Annotated in this window: 17 protein-coding genes; 16 read left to right on the top strand and 1 reads right to left on the bottom strand. The window is 35.0% G+C overall.

Annotated elements, in window-relative coordinates:
- Positions 1-231 precede the first annotated feature (231 nt).
- The 11 genes from KO529_RS22075 (at position 232) to KO529_RS22025 (ending at position 11,853) form a co-directional block, all read left to right on the top strand.
- The gene (locus tag KO529_RS22075; RefSeq protein ID WP_215950030.1) at positions 232-1,197 is read left to right on the top strand and encodes an MBL fold metallo-hydrolase; all 966 of its coding nucleotides are present in this window, start codon (positions 232-234) and stop codon (positions 1,195-1,197) included.
- 63 nt (positions 1,198-1,260) lie between these two features.
- Positions 1,261-1,890: an O-methyltransferase gene (locus KO529_RS22070; protein ID WP_215950029.1), complete on the top strand. Its 630-nt coding sequence runs from the start codon at positions 1,261-1,263 to the stop codon at positions 1,888-1,890.
- A 7-nt stretch (positions 1,891-1,897) separates the two neighbouring features.
- Positions 1,898-2,095: a hypothetical protein gene (locus tag KO529_RS22065; protein ID WP_215950028.1), complete on the top strand. Its 198-nt coding sequence runs from the start codon at positions 1,898-1,900 to the stop codon at positions 2,093-2,095.
- Between the two features lie 983 nt (positions 2,096-3,078).
- A complete protein-coding gene (locus tag KO529_RS22060) occupies positions 3,079-4,518 on the top strand; it encodes a M43 family zinc metalloprotease (RefSeq protein ID WP_215950027.1) in 1,440 nt (479 codons plus the stop codon).
- 256 nt (positions 4,519-4,774) lie between these two features.
- The gene (locus KO529_RS22055) at positions 4,775-5,182 is read left to right on the top strand and encodes a nuclear transport factor 2 family protein (RefSeq protein ID WP_215950026.1); all 408 of its coding nucleotides are present in this window, start codon (positions 4,775-4,777) and stop codon (positions 5,180-5,182) included.
- A 697-nt stretch (positions 5,183-5,879) separates the two neighbouring features.
- Positions 5,880-7,082, top strand: a complete 1,203-nt coding sequence (locus tag KO529_RS22050; RefSeq protein ID WP_215950025.1) for a M23 family metallopeptidase — start codon at positions 5,880-5,882, stop codon at positions 7,080-7,082.
- 348 nt (positions 7,083-7,430) lie between these two features.
- The gene (locus tag KO529_RS22045) at positions 7,431-8,222 is read left to right on the top strand and encodes a polysaccharide deacetylase family protein (protein WP_215950024.1); all 792 of its coding nucleotides are present in this window, start codon (positions 7,431-7,433) and stop codon (positions 8,220-8,222) included.
- A 138-nt stretch (positions 8,223-8,360) separates the two neighbouring features.
- Positions 8,361-8,741: a hypothetical protein gene (locus KO529_RS22040; RefSeq protein WP_215950023.1), complete on the top strand. Its 381-nt coding sequence runs from the start codon at positions 8,361-8,363 to the stop codon at positions 8,739-8,741.
- Between the two features lie 299 nt (positions 8,742-9,040).
- Positions 9,041-9,373 carry a cupin domain-containing protein gene (locus tag KO529_RS22035; RefSeq protein ID WP_215950022.1) on the top strand — a complete coding sequence of 111 codons (333 nt, stop codon included), beginning with the start codon at positions 9,041-9,043 and terminating at the stop codon, positions 9,371-9,373.
- A 13-nt stretch (positions 9,374-9,386) separates the two neighbouring features.
- Complete coding sequence (locus tag KO529_RS22030) at positions 9,387-9,968, top strand: dihydrofolate reductase family protein (RefSeq protein ID WP_215950021.1); 582 nt, start codon at positions 9,387-9,389, stop codon at positions 9,966-9,968.
- A 235-nt stretch (positions 9,969-10,203) separates the two neighbouring features.
- Positions 10,204-11,853, top strand: coding sequence for an Ig-like domain-containing protein (locus KO529_RS22025; RefSeq protein ID WP_215950020.1), 1,650 nt, complete (start codon positions 10,204-10,206; stop codon positions 11,851-11,853).
- 441 nt (positions 11,854-12,294) lie between these two features.
- Here KO529_RS22025 and KO529_RS22020 read toward each other — a convergent pair whose 3' ends face one another.
- Positions 12,295-13,725 (bottom strand): GH39 family glycosyl hydrolase, encoded by a 1,431-nt coding sequence (locus KO529_RS22020; protein WP_215950019.1) that lies wholly within the window; start codon positions 13,723-13,725, stop codon positions 12,295-12,297.
- Positions 13,726-14,133: 408 nt separating this feature from the next.
- Here KO529_RS22020 and KO529_RS22015 point away from each other — a divergent pair, with 408 nt between their 5' ends.
- The 5 genes from KO529_RS22015 to KO529_RS21995 all read left to right on the top strand — a co-directional run bounded on the left by KO529_RS22015 (position 14,134) and on the right by KO529_RS21995 (position 17,268).
- Positions 14,134-14,505 (top strand): hypothetical protein, encoded by a 372-nt coding sequence (locus KO529_RS22015; RefSeq protein ID WP_215950018.1) that lies wholly within the window; start codon positions 14,134-14,136, stop codon positions 14,503-14,505.
- Positions 14,506-14,572: 67 nt separating this feature from the next.
- Positions 14,573-15,265, top strand: a complete 693-nt coding sequence (locus KO529_RS22010) for a hypothetical protein (RefSeq protein WP_215950017.1) — start codon at positions 14,573-14,575, stop codon at positions 15,263-15,265.
- A gap of 470 nt (positions 15,266-15,735) precedes the next feature.
- Positions 15,736-16,131 carry a hypothetical protein gene (locus KO529_RS22005; protein ID WP_215950016.1) on the top strand — a complete coding sequence of 132 codons (396 nt, stop codon included), beginning with the start codon at positions 15,736-15,738 and terminating at the stop codon, positions 16,129-16,131.
- Positions 16,132-16,239: 108 nt separating this feature from the next.
- Complete coding sequence (locus tag KO529_RS22000) at positions 16,240-16,635, top strand: hypothetical protein (protein ID WP_215950015.1); 396 nt, start codon at positions 16,240-16,242, stop codon at positions 16,633-16,635.
- A 39-nt stretch (positions 16,636-16,674) separates the two neighbouring features.
- Entirely contained in the window at positions 16,675-17,268 is a 594-nt protein-coding gene (locus KO529_RS21995) for an imm11 family protein (RefSeq protein WP_215950014.1), read from the top strand.
- Positions 17,269-17,712: the final 444 nt, after the last annotated feature.

The raw sequence follows: 17,712 nt of genomic DNA, 5'->3' as shown, positions 1-17,712 counted from the left end.
TTGGAATCTATTATAAAATCTGATGAAGTCTGAAAAAGATTCATCAGATTTTTTATTTATACCTGTTTTATTCAGTGATCAACGCCTTGTTGATTTGTCCAGATGGATTTTACACAACTTCAACATATGGTTTCATATTTACCATTTTTATTGTCGTTTTGATAAAAATAGTATTGTAGAAGCACATCACCTTTGCAGTGTTAAATAAATTAATCCTTAAAAATAAAAATTATGAAATATTTAAAATTAAATTTTTGGTTCCTGGCAATCATTGCATCAACATTATTGGTTTCATGTAGCAATGATGATAACAGTGAGCAAACGACACCTGTAATGGTAGAATTCGGAGAAGCACCATCAAGTTCATTGATTACAACCGGCGTGGTAAATGTAATTACAGAAAATACGGCAAGATACCATACCATTGATTTTGCTGCGGCGCCATATACCGTTACAATTGTTGAGACAAAAGACAATATAGTACTTGTGGATTTAGGACCGGCACCTGCTTTTACAGATGAGTTGAAAGCCTATGTAGATGCTATTAACAAACCAGGAGCTGTAATTATAACCCACAACCATGGTGACCATTATGGAGGAGCGGGGAATTTTACCGATTTGGATTTTTATGCAGAAAACACGGTGGCAGACCAATTGAACAATACCGATGATTTTACAAGTTTATACCCTAATTCGGTAATAGGTGTTAGCGGCTCTCAAGAAATAGGAGGCCTATCATTTACTTTCGATAAAGTTTCTAACGCTGAAACTGGAGAAAATGGCTATTTATTCAATGAAGAACTTAAAATAATTTTTTCTGGAGACCTTGTATACAACCTTGCGCATCCTTATTTAAGAGAATACACGCCTAATGCAGGTGAAGATGAAATAGACAATTGGGTAGCAGGTCTAAATGTTTTAAAAACTAATTTTTCGGGTTACAGTCATCTTTTTGTAGGGCATAATGGTTCACGTTCCGATATTGGAACTGTAATTGATGAAAATATAGATTATCTACAAACTGCTCAAGGCCTTATTAAAGGAACTGAAACTGTTTCTGGAGGAGGTACTGCTTCCACTCAACAAGAAGTAGTGGATGAACTGGAATTGCGTTACCCTAACTATTTGGAAGGTGGTATCTATCTATCACTACCTGATGCTTTCTTTCCTGGTGACCCTGGAGCCGATTGGTTTTAACCCACCACTAGGTTTCTTAATTCATTCAACAACATTTTAAATGTTTCCTTTTCCAAAAAAAATATGATTACAAAACAACAAAAGCAAATAGCATCAACCTTAAAAGAACTCTATAACGATTCTAAATACGATATGCTCAATATGATGAAGGGTGCAGCAAAAAGCGTTTTCAGACCTATGCACCCATTGGATTTTAAGGATTCGTATCTTTCCATTTCGAAAGAACAAGGAGTAGGTTTGGTGCAACTCATAAAGGAAAACCACATTAAGAATGTTGTTGAGTTTGGAACCTCATTCGGAATTTCGACGTTGTTCTTGGCACAAGGTGTGTTGGAAACTGGAGGGAGCGTTATCACCACGGAATTAATTGAATCGAAAGCTAAACAGGCAATTGAAAATTTTAAAAAAGCTGGTGTAAACAGTCATATTGAAGTTAGAATTGGAGATGCATTAAAAACATTAAAAAATCATGATAACCCTATAGACTTATTATTATTGGATGGTTGGAAAGATTTGTATTTACCCCTGTTCCAAATGCTGGAGCCTAACTTTCATGCAAACACATTTATATATATTGATAATGCAGAAATGACAGAAGTTAAAGCATTTTTAAGAACGATTGGTCAAAATCAGAAGTATCAATTACAAACTAAATTTGGTGGAAAAGTAGTATTGGCAACTATTAAAAAGTAAAAGAATTATGAGTCAAGTATCCATTTGCCCAACATGTGGCAGCAAGTCAAGAATAAAAGAACCAGATGGAACAACATCTTACCAAGTCATTCAGGATGATGAGGTATTTAAAAAAGTAAGTCAACTTAAAAAAGCTATGGAAAAATTTAAGGCAAAAGCTGAAACTCTTGAAAAAGAATTAGAAGCATTAAAAACAAACAGTTAAAATCCTTAAAAAGAAATTACGGTTGGATAATTGTTGCCATATTGGCAATACTACCGATGTTTATAATTTTTATTATGATACATATTAATTTTACGAATGGCTTTTCTATTGCTTTCATCGAACGAGCAGGTAGCGATGGTAAAACCACCTTGGAAATGTTATACCATGTTTCTGGAGAGGTCGCCATAAGATGGATGACGGCTGTACTAAGCTGTACACCGTTTTTAGGATTCAAAAAAAATACCCCCTTTGTTACCCGCTAGAATTTTGCCTATAAAACTTTAAGTTGGGCAATAGTATTCCTAACTACTATTTACAGTTCTTGAACTATTAAACTTCGGGTAGGGAAAATAATTACTTCTTTCCAACTGGGAGTTAGGATACCGCAATGAGGGAATATGATTTCATCTCGTTAGTTCCGCCCGGAGAAGCACATCTAAGAGGACCATTAAAACATGTACATATTTCAGGACTTTCCTGACAAGTTTCATCATCAGGTCCTCAGGAAATACCATTAAAAAGTAAAGACAAAACGGCTGGATGTAAAAATGATTTTGTTTTTGTGATCTCTGTTTTTAAATTAAAACTAATTGTGTTCTCAAAACTATGTAAATAGTTCATCTTCAGGTATTACGTATGTGGAAAAGCATAAAAAAATGTACCAAACACCTCATTTAGGTCTTTACATTTCCACTTGAACCACTTAGCGGCAGACGACTAAATGATGTAATACAACAGATAATTCCGTATTTCATCGATGAAGCCAATACCAATAGCAATAATTGTTACCTTAGAAGCTAGGAAACTAGCTCTTGGTTGTAGTAATGCCTCTTCTATACTAGCGTTAATTCATTGGATTATAGGATTTATAGGATACAAAAAAGTATTCGGATACCGCACAGTTGACCTGAAGTTTGCTAAAATGGGTATATGTTAACTTGTTGCTATATCCCTACGTTGGCCTACAATAAAAACCTAGAATTATGAAAAAAATATTTTGCCTATTTCTATTATTAATCAATTTAAGTTGTAGTAGTGATGATAGTGATAGTGATAGTGAAAATGATAAACAACAAATCTCAAATACAGTTGCTTCCGTTGAAATTTCATCTTCTTCCGAAACAATTTTGGCGGATGGAAATGATACTGCTACCTTTTCTGTAATAGCTCGTGATGATAATCAAAATACCATACAAAATTCAAGTGTTACTTTTTATATTAATGGGACTGCCCAAGGCTCCAATACTTTTAGCACCAATACAGCAGGACAATATGATGTTTATGCTAAAATTGATCTTGTTAAGTCAAATTCAATAACGATCACTGCAGAAGAAGTAAAAGTTAATCTTTCCAGCATAAACTTAAGTTCTAATACATCTTTGATTATTGCTGATGGTAATTCTAAGGCAGAATTATCTGTAATCTTTTATGATGATAATAACAGTCCAGTTGATAATGTAGATTATGAAATCATTGATAATGGGAATGTATTGGGTAACTTGGATTTATGGTATTCTACTGCAGTAACTGGGAGTCATGATTTAAAAATTCAAGCCTATGGTATTGAATCAAATACCATTAATTTAAACGCGAGGGAAAACATTAATTATCCTTCAATATCTGTTCCCGTTATCTTTCATATTGTTCATTTTGGAGAAGACATTGGCTCTGGAACCAATCTAGCCCAAAGTCAAGTTACAGCACTATTGGATAAATTAAATAAGGGTTTTTCAAATCAATACAACTCTGACAATCCCAATGCTGTTGATACAAAAATTGTCTTTCGGCTGGCAAGTTTGGATTTTAATGATGATCCATTACCTGAACCGGGAATAAATAGAATTGATGGAAGTTCATATGATGATGGTGTACCAGAATCTCCTGAAAGCTTTGATATTGCAAACGACAATAAATTAGGCTTTAATGAGTATTGGGATTTGGGTTTGGCAACTGTTTGGAATCCAAAAATGTATTTAAATCTATGGATAGGTCCGGACCAAGAGGCCAGAGGAAGTGCAGCATCTCCCTGGACTTATGAATCTTATCCTCTCAACGGTTTAGTTACAGTCCCAGATAATTCCGAACTTGAGCCAAATAATGATATTTTTCCGAGTTTTTGGCTAGATACCAACAATGCCTTAAATTCTACGGCTATAATACACGAAGTGGGTCATTCCCTAGGATTACTTCACGTATTCTCCAATGACAATTGTACTTCAAGCGATTTTTGTCAAGACACTTATTCATATATTATAAATGATCCAAACCAACCTTGTTCCGATAATCAAGGTGAAAATACTAATGACAACTTTATGGATTATACAGGTTCTTACAATACTTTTAGTTATGATCAAAGAGAAAGAATACATCATGTTTTTGATTATGGCTTATGGTTAAATGAATTGAAAAACTCAAATAAATAACCTATACCAACCATGGCTAATAGTAACCAGCCCTACATTGTTATTGTGTAGGTTGCTAGGGGGAGGTGGCAGAAAGCAATCGCCAATCGACTAATAGTTTGCAACTTATTACAATAGCCTAAGCTGTGCTTCATTAAGAAATGGATAAAGTAAAATAATCACACTTGGACTTATGATGTCCTTAGAAAAGAAGAAATCAATTTTCGAATGACTTAAAAACAATTAGAAATACATTTATTAACTTAAAACAAAAATCATGGAAAATAAACAAAACCTTCAGGTTATAGAGAATCTTTACAACGCTTTCGCAACGGGAGATATGCCTACAGTTCTCGGGTCTATGGATCCTGCTATTGAATGGAACGAAGCTGAAAGTAATTCGCTTGCAGATGGCAATCCCTATGTTGGTCCAAATGCAATTTTAGAAGGCGTTTTTGCGCGTCTTGGAGCCAACCACGAGCACTTTGGGCTGAAGGATGTTAAAATCCACGGTATGAATAACAATAAGGTTCTAGCTACCCTGCGTTATGATGCGAAAGTAAAAGCAACTGGTAAGGCCTATAATGCACAAGCTGCACATCTATGGACGCTTAATAATGAAGGAAAAATTACAGCCTTTCAACAATTTGTGGATACCAAGAAGTTGGCAGACGCTGAAAAGTAATTTACTGGTATCAACGGATAGGTGACCAAAAAAATAACCACGCTAAAAAGCGTGGCAGGTGAAAACCCGCCCGTACCGAAACCAGCCCAACAAACCATTCCCGTCCGCACCGGCACGGGCGGACTGGCGGGAGGCACGTTAGGGCGGGCAAAAAGATTTCTCTATGTAAGTGGCGGAAAGCAAACGCCATTTGACTAATGGTTTGTTAAATATTTAGTAACTTGTTGCTATAGCCCTACGTTAGCTTTCACCAAGAATTAAATAACAAAAAACAAATACCATGAAAAATTAATCAACACCATACGAATCAAGTTTCTTTTCTCTTCTTTCATAGGCTTACTATTGTTGTGGTTTGTGAATTTGGTGACAGCTATCAAGAACAAAAAGTTAGCCCCCAAATAAATTTTGAAAAAGAGAAGGAGACCATGATGGACCCACATTCAAATTAGGGAGCATTTCGAGTTTATATTAGTGGGCTTCCTAATCCTTTGTAAAGCCATTCATCATTGCAATAATTGTACTTCATAGTGATGAATTTAATGAAACAGTAAAAAATAATTTTTTTTTACATTTCAAGTGAGGCTCTAGTCTAGGTAAATTGGAGAAAGATTTTAGGCAAAAAAATATATCGACCTAAAGCACAGATTTTTTTCTGACTTATTAATATAAAATTGTTCTTATTCCAATAATCAGTGACATGAAAGCAAAAACTCGTCTAACTACGCATTCTTTTAGCAACATTGTAAAAATCTTTATCTCTTCGACATTGGTTTTTCTTTTTTTATTTACCACAGGGAGTTGTGGTAAGGATGATCCAAAAGAACCCAAGAAAGAAGAAATGGAAGAAGAGATGGAAGAAGAGGTGGGATATAATTATCCGGAAGGTAAAATATTTTTCGACTTCCCACCCATGGATTTAGATGGAGCTGCTGCATATGAACCCATGGGAGGATTCGGGGTGTTCCCCCAGGATCATGGTGGATTTTATCATTTTGAATATGGGGTCGATGAACCAACAACGCCTATTTATGCTATGGCTGATGGGGTCGTTATAGAACTCGGGGCCGGTGGTGGTGATTTGTTCATGACCGTTAAGTATAGTACAACCATAAGCACCAAACTAGGCCATGTAGGCAGATTTGCAGATTTTATTTCAAATCAAACAGATCCTGTAATAGAAGGTAGCCCTTTAGATGTTGAAATTGAAGTAAAATCAGGGGATATTATTGGTTACATCTCATCCCTTTCAGCTTTAGATATCGGAGTTCATGATTTAGATGTGGGGGACAGTAAGTCATTTTGTTATCCAGAATTGGCCTATTTTGAAAATTATTTTGCTGTAGACATTTTTGATTACTATAAGGACGAGAACCCTGTAAAAGCGGAATTTTTAAGTAAGAATGTTAGAGAACTACCCCCCTATGGAGGAAAAAACGACTATGACGTAAAAGGAACAATCTCTGGAAATTGGTATATCAGAGATAAATTTGAAGGTAAGGATCAGGCTGCCAATCATTTTGCCATCGGATATGATCATATATATGCACAAAGAATTGCACTTCTCGATGGATTACCAGCCCTTGATCCTGATATAGAAGATACGTACTCGTATTCGTGGATAAAATCCAATAGTCCAAAACCCGAAGAAGTTGATATTGCTTATGGACTGGTTAAATACGAATTAATTGCATCTCGCCATTTAAAAAGAAACGATGATGGAACGTTTGAAACAGTATCAATTGATGATGTTGATGAGCAAACGCCAAGAGGTGTTTTTTTAATGCAAATGCTGGAACCGGAATCAATGCAGCTCGAGTTTATAGCAGATAAGACCGCAGTCGAAGTTGAAGGATTTAGTGGTAATCAAAGAGTGTATGTTCGCAATCCTGATTATGAGTAACTATTTGTGTGCTTATTATTGTAAAATAAAAATAAGAGACCTGAGTCCATCATCCATGAATAATTATGATTTATAGTAATAACATTCAACCTTGTATTGATTTTCCTATTGTCCTTATTAATTCTCAAAACAAGAAAAAGAAATAATAACGACATAGCCACATAGGCTAGGTTAAATGCGATTTAGTGTGCCGTAATGGAGATAGTTATATCTAACAATGTGCATGGCTTAAATTAAACGGTTGTTGGCTTATAGTTTGTTAAATATATAGTAACTTGTTGCTATACCCGGATATCCAAAGCCATTTTGGGTTATAAGGTTTATATATTGAGTAATAAAAATATAATTATGAAAAGAATATTCATCTATGCAATGGTTATAATAATGACCGCCCAATTTTCATATTCTCAAGCTATAAATAAGAACTTCAAATGGCCTGAAAATAAAAAAGCCGCGGTCTGTTTAACTTTTGATGATGGTCAAGATTCACATCTGGATAATGCCATACCCCTGCTTGATTCCTATAATATGAAAGCAACTTTTTATTGTCCAGGGAATAAGGAGTCTTTACATAATCGCACCTCTGAATGGAAAAAGATCGTTGAAAATGGCCATGAACTTGGCAATCATTCTTTATTTCATCCATGTGATGGCAGATTATTCGATTGGGTTACACCAGAATATGACTTAAACAATTACACTAGAGAGCAAATGCGAATGGAATTATATACTGCCAATACACTCTTAAAAGCTGTAGATGGAAAAACGAACAGAACATATGGTTATACCTGCTCAAATTTTAAAGTACAGGGCGATTCCACCTACGTGGATATAGTGAAGAAACTATTTTCGGCAGCAAGAAGTGATGGCCCAATACCGAAAACCATGGAAAATATCGACATTAATTTTATGCCAAGTTGGTGTGTAGACAGTCATACCGGCAAAGAACTAATCGATTATGTAAAAGAAGCAAGAAGTAATGGGACTATTGCCACATTTATGTTTCATAGTGTTGGAGGTGGTTACCTAAACGTATCCAATGAAGCATTACAGGAACTATTAATTTATCTTAAAGAAAACGAACAGGATTATTGGGTAGATACCTTTTTTAATGTTACCAAATATATATCAAATCAATAAGTCAGTATTGAATAAATTAGCGGGTTGAGATTATAGAACATTGACGGAAATTGGAAAACACGCAATACGCAACATTGGCTAATTCTATTGTTATTAAGCCTGCCCACTTATTTGATTAAAATAAAATTTAAGATATAGATGTTCTCATACCTTTCTACCCCACTATACCTGACAATTGGATTTTTTCTCTTAACCGTTTTGTCGCTTTTTATTTTTGGCAAAGACCAAGCTGAAAGTTTGTGGAACATTGGAGGTCTTGTTTTTGGTTGCTATCTCATCTTCAGCTCTATACTTATTTTGTTTATTGATACGGGATGGGGTTATTTTTTATCAATTTTGGGTTATTCTTTGCTTTATCTCGTTTTTACCGGCATTTTAATTCAAATTATAATTCAGGTAAAGCAGCTTCCAGGTTCTAATGAGTCTGCCATGATATTCTTGATTATAATATTTCACCCTCTTCTTCTGCTTTTTTTAAAATTAATCAAATGGTTGTTTTCAATACTTGCGCAAAAATGAAACTAAAGGATTGGAGAACAGCAGCCATAATGGGTTATTCAATTTTGAGTTGCACAACTCAAGAAAGGTAAGCGGTAAATAGCGTGGTAAAATTTCGTCATGTGCATGGTGGATGGAAAACGCCAATTGACTTATAATTTGTTAAATATATAGTAACTTGTTGCTATTACCGTCGTTACCTTCAAGCAAAAAAACATTCACTAAACAACCACAATGACAAAACAATGAAACATAAGGCCAAAGAAACCGACACAATAATTCTCAATTCAGGCGAAGGGAGAACTTATAATTGTGGAACAATGACGGCAATATTCAAGGCAGATGAAAATGAAACTGCCAATAAATATAGTATTTCGGAATGGTGGTTAGAACCAAATTCGGACGGACCTGGTGCTCACCAACACGAAGACAATGACGAAGTATTTTATGGCCTGCTAGGAACGGTAGCAGTGTTGGTCGGCGACAAATGGATCAATGTTGAAAAAGGCACTTTTTTAAGAATACCAGCGAAAACCATCCACGACTTTGCCAACAGGACCAACGAAAAAGCTGGACTTCTTAACTTTTTTATACCCGGTGGCTTCGAGAGAAATATGCCCGCTATTGTGAAATGGTTTGAAGAAAAAGAATAAAAACACACCTATTATGAGAAGAATAATATCATTTGCGCACATATCGCTGGATGGTTTTGTAGCAGGACCAAAGGGAGAAATGGACTGGATAAAACTTGATGAAGAAATTTTTGACCATGTAGGGAAGCGGATAAGCAAGGGCGACACTGCACTATATGGCCGGGTAACCTATGAGATGATGGAAAATTACTGGCCTACCGCAGCAGACAAACCAAGAGCTACCAAGCACGACAAAGAACATTCCAAGTGGTATGCCAATTCCCACAAAGTTGTTATGTCCAGAACAATGAAAGGCGCAGATCTCACCAACACAAGAATAATCAGCAACAAGCTTTCGGACAACATAAATAAATTAAAACAATCCGGCCAAGGCGGAGGTGAGGACATCTTGCTTTTTGGAAGTCCAACAGCAACACATTCACTTATGCAACAGAACTTAATAGACGGCTACTGGCTATTTGTCAACCCTATTATTCTTGGACAGGGCATTCCGTTGTTTAAGGGTATCAAAGACAAAACAAAACTAAAACTATTAACAACCCACCAATTTAATTGTGGAGTAACCGAACTGAATTATATAGTGGACAGACCTTAACAACTAACCACTTACAAAGTAAATACAACATTCTAAAAATATCTTCCTTAAAACCTCCACAATATGGTTTACGATCTGTCCATTCAAAGAAAACCAGTTCCATCATTAGTACAAACAAACACGGATATATGGATTTCTAATTATTACTATGCCATTCATAATTTGCCAATTTCATAAAGCAATATTGAAGAATAAAGTTCGTTAATTTTATGATTAAAAAATTAAAACCTTATTCATGCAAAGAACCAGTCTTCAATATCTTTTTTTGATATTTTTTGTTTGTTTTTCATGTACAACGGATACAGAAGAAACATCGAAAGAAACGGTGGACACTACAGCTCCTACCCTTAGTTTTTCCATAGAAGATATTGAAGTTTCTTCCAACGACCCCATTCGCGTGTCAGGGAAAATAAACATTAAGATTGAGGCCACGGATATAAGTGGCATTAGTAAGGTTGAAGTCTATATTAACAATGAAAAAGTTGCAGAAGATACATCATCACCCTTCGATTTAAGTATTGACTTATCATCCTATACATCAACCTCTAGTCTGAAAAAATTAGATTCTAACGCCATCTTAAAAATAATTGCATATGATAAAGCGGGTAACGAAACTACAATAGAAAAAAATATAGTCATTTTTAATAGGGAATATCTTTTGGATATTAATATTCCAGAGGGGTTTCTCAATTCATTTTTCGAAAACGTTTATGTTTTCGCTTCTGATATGGACGGAAATTATTTAGAATCAACAACAGAACCTATCACTGCTTCCACCAGACAAATAAAGATATATGCCCCTGAGGATTTTGATTTGACCCAAGAATTCATGATTACTTTTATGACTTTCAATCCCGGGAATGAAAACAGTTTTTCATATGCCACAACTTTTCAGAATTTAACGAAGGATAATCTCAACGAAATTAATCTAAAGGTCCCAGAACGCTTTCGCGTCTTTGAAAATAAATTAGTGCCTGCTATTGGTTTTGGGGACAACATTCAACCCATGGGATCTGGTATTGATTACAGAACAAGCTTAAATAGCACAGATCAAGAATGGCTATTTCAAACATTAATTCCTGAAACAACGAATGATTTAACTACGAATAAAATTTACTTAAGCTATTTATTAGATCAAAGTTTCACGAATTATCACTACCTATTTATTGATAGACCTTTATCCGAAGATTTTCAGTTGGAGGCAAATAATTTTGTTAACGCCAATTCAACTTCGGGAAGCATTTCCTTTTCCAACTTTCAACAACAACCCGAAATAAAAACCCATCTTACAATTTATGGTTACGAAAATGAAAACGATGTCCAAAAAAATATTTACCATACCCTATGGGGGCAAGGAACCACTAATTTTACATTACCCATAATTTATAGCTATAACGATTCGTTTTACCAATATCGTCATCGCCTTTCAATGGAAAATTTCCACACAGAAGGACTGGGACTTCCTTTGGAGGAATATACGATACCAAATTGGACATTAAATCCTATAATCCAAAATAATAAGGTGATACTCAATAAAACCGGTGAAGGGCATTCAATAGGTAGAATTTCATTACAAGAGGACCAGGAAAAAGATATTTATGAATGGAGAATCTTATTCGACAGTGAAAAAACAAACGAAGTAGTTATTCCTAAAATTCCAGAGCAATTACAAAACATCCCGTTTTTTACTTTATATGGATCCAATTCGTTTGAATTACAGCAGACTGAAATTAGTAAATTCGAGGGCATTGACAACTATGGGCATTATCTAACGGAAATAATAAAGGAGAATAGAGATATTAATAATTACTCAAACAAAAAAGAAACAATATTTCAATCAAATCCAATGATATATTTTCAGTTCAATGATTTTGTATTCGACTAAATCTATGCGGCATAAAGGAAGTACATACCCTGGATTTAATTAATTACTTTCCGGCAGCATTAATGAGTTTGTAATTTATATAGTGGACAGACCATAACAAAGACCTAAAGCAAAATACCTGGCCTATTCTTTGGGCGTTCCCTCCTACCTCGGGCGGGCCCTTGGCTATATCCCTTGCGGTGCTGCGGGGATGCCGCCGCGGTCCCTAACGCAGGCAGGCTCGACCGGACAACATTACCCATAACAATTCAGAAACTATTAAAATCGATAGAACCCACCTTATTTAGAATAAAGTATTCTTCAACCTCCTTCCACAAAAGACAAGCTTAATACATAGCACCTAAATATAACTACAGTATAAGCCCGTACCCCTTCCCTCCTATTCGGCTATCCGTAAGCCGCAGTAGTATGGGGATAAAGGTGTTTCATAATTTTGATGGTTTACAGAGCTTCAAAAAGAAGTAATCTAACCGTGGATTTGGGCAAGTCCACTATGAGGCTGAAATCTTTGCTGCTCAATATTTGTTCGCGGTCCAAGTCCAAATTGTGAGTATCGTCCAATACATATTCGCTACACTTCAGTTCGTTTTTAAAAGGAACATTTTTGATCTGCAGTTTATAACGAGAGACATCATCATCAAAATTGCTTAACAAAACGGCTGTTTTTCCCTCACCCAAATCGGTAGATGCAATAATAGAAACACCCGTTTCCTGATTATTTCCTAAAGTAGAAACCCGCGTGCCCAATTGTACCATTTTATGATAGGCTTCCAAGGCATGAATTGCTTTTTTGGGTATTCCTGATTCATCAAAAAGCCCAATACGAAAAATGGTTCCAAAAGCGGAATAGTATTGCGCCATATCCAGTTCTGTATCCTGCATATAAGATAAAACTGAGACGGTAAAGGCTGAGCCAGGGGCGCCGGTGGTTTGGGCAAATACATCCCTTGATGCCTCTCTGTTTTTTCCATCGGGCCAGTATGGTATGTAATTCCATTCGGATAGACTGATTTCCACATCTTTAAACCCATGTTTTCTTATGGTGGCGTTGGATATTTCAATTCTTTTCATGAAGTCGTCCGTACTTTTACTATAGATGTGATAGGAAACAAAGTCTAAAGGGGAATTGGTGTTTTTACAATGTTTAAGGAAAGCCTCGCCAAGCTCACTGTCCATATTAAAGGCGATTGTAGGACCTCCAACTTTTAGGTTGGCATCCAATTTTTTTAAGGTCTTGGCCGTTATTTCATATAATTGAAGATACTGTTCTTGAGTTCCTGACCAGCAATCTGCGATGTCCGGCTCATTCCAAATTTCCCAATATTGAATATCCCAATGAAACCCTTCGGCCCAGCCCATATTATAATGTTGCACTATCCGGGAACAAATGCGCGCCCATTTTTCAAAATCTGCCGGTGGATGGATGTAAAATTTTGGTTCCCCGTGCTCTATACTTTCTCCCAATCTAAATATTACTTTTGCGCCCAGGTCCAAGATCGACTTTATATAAAGGTCCGTTTTTTGAAAATGATAGTTTGCCGGGTCATTTTCATCGGCATCAAAGTTTGGAAAGATGGTATGGATATCAACCGTTTCTTCATCGGAATACCGTGTATCATGCAGGCGTACATGTGGAGGGCCGAAGGTTTTGAAATATTCACTATTGTCAAATGCATTTCCCAATCTAATTCTCGGACCGCCATTAACCCCGTTCAAGGGCTTGAAACCACCCATGGTTTTGGATACATCTACAGTAAACTCGGGTAAGGTTGCCGTATCATTGCTTTGAGCCAGCAGTGCATTACCAGATAGTATTCCTAAAAATAAAAAAAGACCAAAGAATGCTGATGTAATACAATTGTTTGTTTTCATGGTTTTTGGTTAGCTATTACGGCAAAATATCTGAATTATGATGTGTAATCAAAATGACTTGGATAAACTTCTTTTTAATAATCGCATTCAACTGGCAGTACCTTAAAAAACGGTAATTAACAACCATTTTATAGTCAATGAAAACTTACGTACAGCAAACAAAGCATTATTTTATCGATTAAGCAAATGCCAATACCAATATTCGGTATCTTAGAAGAATAGTAACAAACATTTGGTTGTAGTACTCCCTCACTTTAAACCATTAAAAATTTTATAGGAATAATCCGTATTATAGGACGCTAAAAAGTATATAGGTTAAGGCTATTGGGATAGTAGTTTTAAAATAGAGATATAATTAATACCTATATACAACCGTTACCTACTATAAAAAAACACCAATGAATACTTATGAATGATATAAACTTAATCAAAGCAATGATTGTAATCTTTATTTGTCAATTAGCAACTATTGCCATCGGTTATATAATGCAAAAAACAACTTTATCAATTTCCTACTTAAATGCGGTTATTGTGATAGGTATATTTATTTTTTGGGGTATCAATAGTCTTAATGTAAAACAACATAACTTAGAATTTAGAGAATTAGTTGTAATATGTTTGGAAGCTTGTATTTTAATATTTGCTCTTTACTCCATCATAGGTTTTCATAATAAAACCTATGTGAAAGTCATAAATTATATTGGATTTGGAATTCATCTATTGTGTACAGCAGGAATGCTTTATTATATATCGACCTTTGAGTTTAATAGACTCTTTTAACGGTTAATTACACTTATGAATAAGTAGCAAATGTGATTTTGAACACTACAATAAAACGCATCTAATAATGAAAATTTTTAAAATTAATATTCTTTTAATTCTACTACTTGTGTTCATTCAAGTCCCAGGATATGCTCAATCAGAAAAAAATATGATAAACAATTCCATTATAATACCTCTAAAAATCGGAAAAAATCCAAGTACTCAATTTGAGACTTTAGTCATAGAACCTGTTAATCTATTCATCCAATCAAAACCAATAAATAAGCGCTCTCCTCATATTCAATTAGAGTTAAATATAGTTGAAGGCAATAGGAGATATTCTACTTTTCTCTGGTATTATGATGAGTCCAATGGTAGTCAAAAAATAAACTATCCGAAAGCATATCAAAACTATTCCTTTGATTTAAAAATCAATAAAGAAGAGATTGAGCTAGTTGTTAAAAAATTAGACTTCGGAAAAGCAATGTTTATTGATTTAGGGCAGACAGCGGTTATCGGAAACCTTACAATTCTGTTTGAAGATTATTTTGGAGAATCGTCCGTGGATATAAATGGAAATCAGACAGATGCCTTCAATACATATAATATTGTGTTATCAGAAGAAAATGAACAGAAGACCATGTCGTTTATGTCACTAAATAAACAAGTTGGGAAGGAACTATCGTTAGAATGGAAGGATTATAAAATTTTGATTTTGGAAGATTCCGAAAAAGCATTAAAACTAATGGTATTTAAAAACGATTCTAAAAAAAAATAAGCACTCGATAAAGTGTGGCAAGCGAAAGCACAATAACACCGTATAAACAATACATGCGTTGGACTAACCTGCCTACTGGTAAACAGGACTGAAATGTCTGTTTATTTTTATAAAGCCCGTCTACCGGTAGACAGGGCCATAAAATGTTATGAATTTTATTGGCTTAGAGTTTGTTAATTGGAAAGATATAATTATTACATATATCCAATTGTTAGCTGCAAGTTAAAAAATATGATTAGACCGTTCAAACCTACTGACCTCATAAGTTTACTGAAAATCTTCAAATTAAACGTTCCTGAATTCTTTGACAAAAGAATCAACTTCAGGAGGAGATGATTAGCTAACAAGAAATATAATTTGGGAAACAGAAGAATTTTATGCTAAATTGAATTTAATCTTTGCATCTACAACCTATCGAATAAGGTGGAATTATTATTGAAGAAAATAAAACTAACAACAACAAAGTCATTATGGGGATAGTAATTTTGCCATTTCTAATTGGGGCTTTCACAATCGTTGTGATTGCCATGATAAATTCAGTTAGACTACTGAACTTAGAAACTATAGGGTTAATTGAAATCGGATTCGGATTAATGATCTCTTTAGCACTTTTTGGAGCTATAATAATAAGCTATTTAATTGAGGGAAAAATTTGGAAATTAAGTCCATTTTTTAGAGTTCCAATATTCGCTGTGTTTATACCATTTGTAATTCATCTAGTTACCAAAGATATTGAGACTCTAAGATTTGACTATATTTCAAACTTACTACTCGTTAGCATTGCGATTACTGGGATATTAGCAATTGCTTTTAATTATATTCTTTTTAAATTGATAGAATATTTTAATATTGAGAAGTATTATTGAATAAAAAAACTAGCTACAACAATGTCTACCTTAAATAGCGCCCTGCGTTACGCTGTTGTAGGTAGACTGAACGTTGAGAAAATCAACTAACATCGATTTTAACCACCCATGGGAATAGTGCTTTTACCTTTTGTACTCGGAGCGATAATTATTGGATTGATAGCAATCTTTAAATCATTTAGATTGATTGACACCAAACATATCGAAATTAAGGAAATTTTATACGGATTTTTGACTTCTATAATTTTGTACGGACTTATCGGCCTATTTTACCTCATTGAAGGAAAAGCTTGGGCTTTAAGTCCTTATTTTAGACTTCCGATTATAATGATTTTCATCCCTTATATTATTCATAAAGGGACTGAAAAAAATAAAAACCCAAAAGTAATAGCTTTGTCAAAAATTCTATTAGTAAGCATTGGAATTACAACACTTATTGGAGCAATATTTCACGGCTACTTTTTTGATATAATGGAACACTTTGGAACTGAAAAAAATTACTGAACATAGGTAAACGTTAGATACATACTAATAAACATTTGAATGAGAAATAAAACAATGAATGAAAGATTTACCATTTGGAATTTCAAGGATATAGATAATGCCTATGTACCCTATAATTTAACAGATGCGGCAGGTGAATCGTTTGATGGGCTAGAAGTGTTTACCGCTGATGACGCACCAGGTGATCTCCAGTTTACTGCTGATCCAGATTACCCAAATGATTTTCTTATGTTAGATAGTTTCGGTAATACAGAGTGTGTTATTCCAATATCGCCAAAACTGAAAACCTTCCTTGAAGACAAACAAATTCCCAACCTTTTATTTATACCCGTGAAAATGTTGGACCATAAAAACAGAACCTTAGAAGAATATTATTTGCTCCATTCTACAGAAGTTATAGATGCTATAGATAAAACTCTAACGCAGCTACGCGTAGATAGGTTAAATGAAGACATGTTTAATCGGGTTAAAAATTTAACCTTACTTGATGCCAATATTCCAGCCGATATTCAAATATTTAGAGTAAAAGGTTTATACGATGTCACTTGTGTAAGTAAAGCCTTGGCTAAAGAGATTGATGATAATGGGTTTACTGGGATCGAGTGGGAAGAAACCTCTGAATATAGTTATTGAATGTCCTGATGGATTGACGACTAGTCGTGTAGGCTTCCCCTCTCTTGTAGGGAAGCCTACAACTTTTGAGTCAAAAAGGGATTGACTTAACGAGCGATAAATCTTTAACCAAAGTTTCTACCAAAAATGAAATTAAAAGCTTGAAGTCCATGATTCAAATACTGCACAATTCCCCGCTAGTGCGAGCGTCACGCCTGCCTGACGACGAGGCAAGCTCGTACTGTCATTAGAGTATTTACCAGTGTCTCCCTGCTTTTTGATGGTTAGGCCCGCTGTGCAAAATCGCAGCTGTGTAAAGGCTTCCGATTTAGGGGTAACCCTAGAGTCAGATACTAGTTTTAATGCCAATTGTTTTTACCCATTCGTTGGAAATTGTCTTGAATACTATAAAAAGCACGAGCGCGACGCTCGCGCCAGCGATGGGACCATCCAACGGTCTAATAT

Origin of the sequence: Arenibacter algicola (genome assembly GCF_018860365.1) — a bacterium.
Taxonomy (GTDB): domain Bacteria; phylum Bacteroidota; class Bacteroidia; order Flavobacteriales; family Flavobacteriaceae; genus Arenibacter; species Arenibacter algicola_B.
The sequence above is the reverse complement of the archived record's forward strand: the minus strand, read 5'-3'. Positions and strand labels throughout refer to the sequence as shown.

Excerpts from the sequence above, each read along its gene's own strand:
- KO529_RS22075 (WP_215950030.1), top strand. The coding sequence starts at position 232 with ATGAAATATTTAAAATTAAATTTTTGGTTCCTGGCAATCATTGCATCA.
- KO529_RS22070 (WP_215950029.1), top strand. The coding sequence starts at position 1,261 with ATGATTACAAAACAACAAAAGCAAATAGCATCAACCTTAAAAGAACTC.
- KO529_RS22065 (WP_215950028.1), top strand. The coding sequence starts at position 1,898 with ATGAGTCAAGTATCCATTTGCCCAACATGTGGCAGCAAGTCAAGAATA.
- KO529_RS22060 (WP_215950027.1), top strand. The coding sequence starts at position 3,079 with ATGAAAAAAATATTTTGCCTATTTCTATTATTAATCAATTTAAGTTGT.
- KO529_RS22055 (WP_215950026.1), top strand. The coding sequence starts at position 4,775 with ATGGAAAATAAACAAAACCTTCAGGTTATAGAGAATCTTTACAACGCT.
- KO529_RS22050 (WP_215950025.1), top strand. The coding sequence starts at position 5,880 with ATGAAAGCAAAAACTCGTCTAACTACGCATTCTTTTAGCAACATTGTA.
- KO529_RS22045 (WP_215950024.1), top strand. The coding sequence starts at position 7,431 with ATGAAAAGAATATTCATCTATGCAATGGTTATAATAATGACCGCCCAA.
- KO529_RS22040 (WP_215950023.1), top strand. The coding sequence starts at position 8,361 with ATGTTCTCATACCTTTCTACCCCACTATACCTGACAATTGGATTTTTT.
- KO529_RS22035 (WP_215950022.1), top strand. The coding sequence starts at position 9,041 with ATGACGGCAATATTCAAGGCAGATGAAAATGAAACTGCCAATAAATAT.
- KO529_RS22030 (WP_215950021.1), top strand. The coding sequence starts at position 9,387 with ATGAGAAGAATAATATCATTTGCGCACATATCGCTGGATGGTTTTGTA.
- KO529_RS22025 (WP_215950020.1), top strand. The coding sequence starts at position 10,204 with ATGCAAAGAACCAGTCTTCAATATCTTTTTTTGATATTTTTTGTTTGT.
- KO529_RS22020 (WP_215950019.1), bottom strand. The coding sequence starts at position 13,725 with ATGAAAACAAACAATTGTATTACATCAGCATTCTTTGGTCTTTTTTTA.
- KO529_RS22015 (WP_215950018.1), top strand. The coding sequence starts at position 14,134 with ATGAATGATATAAACTTAATCAAAGCAATGATTGTAATCTTTATTTGT.
- KO529_RS22010 (WP_215950017.1), top strand. The coding sequence starts at position 14,573 with ATGAAAATTTTTAAAATTAATATTCTTTTAATTCTACTACTTGTGTTC.
- KO529_RS22005 (WP_215950016.1), top strand. The coding sequence starts at position 15,736 with ATGGGGATAGTAATTTTGCCATTTCTAATTGGGGCTTTCACAATCGTT.
- KO529_RS22000 (WP_215950015.1), top strand. The coding sequence starts at position 16,240 with ATGGGAATAGTGCTTTTACCTTTTGTACTCGGAGCGATAATTATTGGA.
- KO529_RS21995 (WP_215950014.1), top strand. The coding sequence starts at position 16,675 with ATGAGAAATAAAACAATGAATGAAAGATTTACCATTTGGAATTTCAAG.